At 70.9% G+C, this 691-nt stretch carries 1 protein-coding gene; it reads left to right on the plus strand.

Going from position 1 to position 691, the window contains the following annotated elements:
• Positions 1-13: 13 nt before the first annotated feature.
• A partial coding sequence (locus tag K7854_RS37290; RefSeq protein WP_226030986.1) for a beta-ketoacyl reductase occupies positions 14-691 on the plus strand: 678 nt, incomplete at its 3' end.

The following is a 691-nucleotide window of genomic DNA, read 5'->3' on the forward strand; positions in this document are numbered from 1 at the left end:
TCGGTTGGAGGGGGTGTGGGGTCCGAAGGCGGGTGCGGCGTGGCATTTGCACGAGTTGACGCGTGATCGTGGGTTGTCGGCGTTCGTGTTGTTCTCGTCGGTGGCCGGCGCGTTCGGTGGTGCGGGTCAGGGGAGTTATGCGGCGGCGAACGCGTTCTTGGATGCGTTGGCGGTGTATCGGCGGGGTCTGGGGCTGCCGGCGCAGTCCCTCGGCTGGGGTCTGTGGGCCTCCGGCATGGCGGACACCCTCGACGAAGGCCACCTGCGCCGCCTGAGCCGCTCGGGCTTGAGCACGCTCACCGACGAGCAGGGGCTCGCCCTCTTCGACACCGCGCTCACCATGGACGAACCCGCGCTGGTGGTGGCCCGCCTCGACCTCGCGGCGCTGGCCGCACACCCCGAGCCCCCCGCGGCGTTGTTCTCCGCGCTGCTCCCGCACCGGAGCCGACGGCGTGACACGGTCGCGGGACCACGCCCGCCCCAGACCGGGCAGTCCCTGCTCGACCTGGTCCGCGCCCGGATCGCCGTGGTCCTGGGCCATGCGTCGGCGAACGCCGTCGAGGCGGATCGCTCCTTCTCCGATCTGGGTTTCGACTCGTTGTCGGCGGTGGAGTTCCGTAACCAGTTGGGTGCGGAGACGGGTCTGCGGCTGCCCGCGACGTTGGTCTTCGATCATCCGAACGCCGAGGCC

Origin of the sequence: Streptomyces hyderabadensis (genome assembly GCF_020404845.1) — a bacterium.
Classification (GTDB): domain Bacteria; phylum Actinomycetota; class Actinomycetes; order Streptomycetales; family Streptomycetaceae; genus Streptomyces; species Streptomyces hyderabadensis.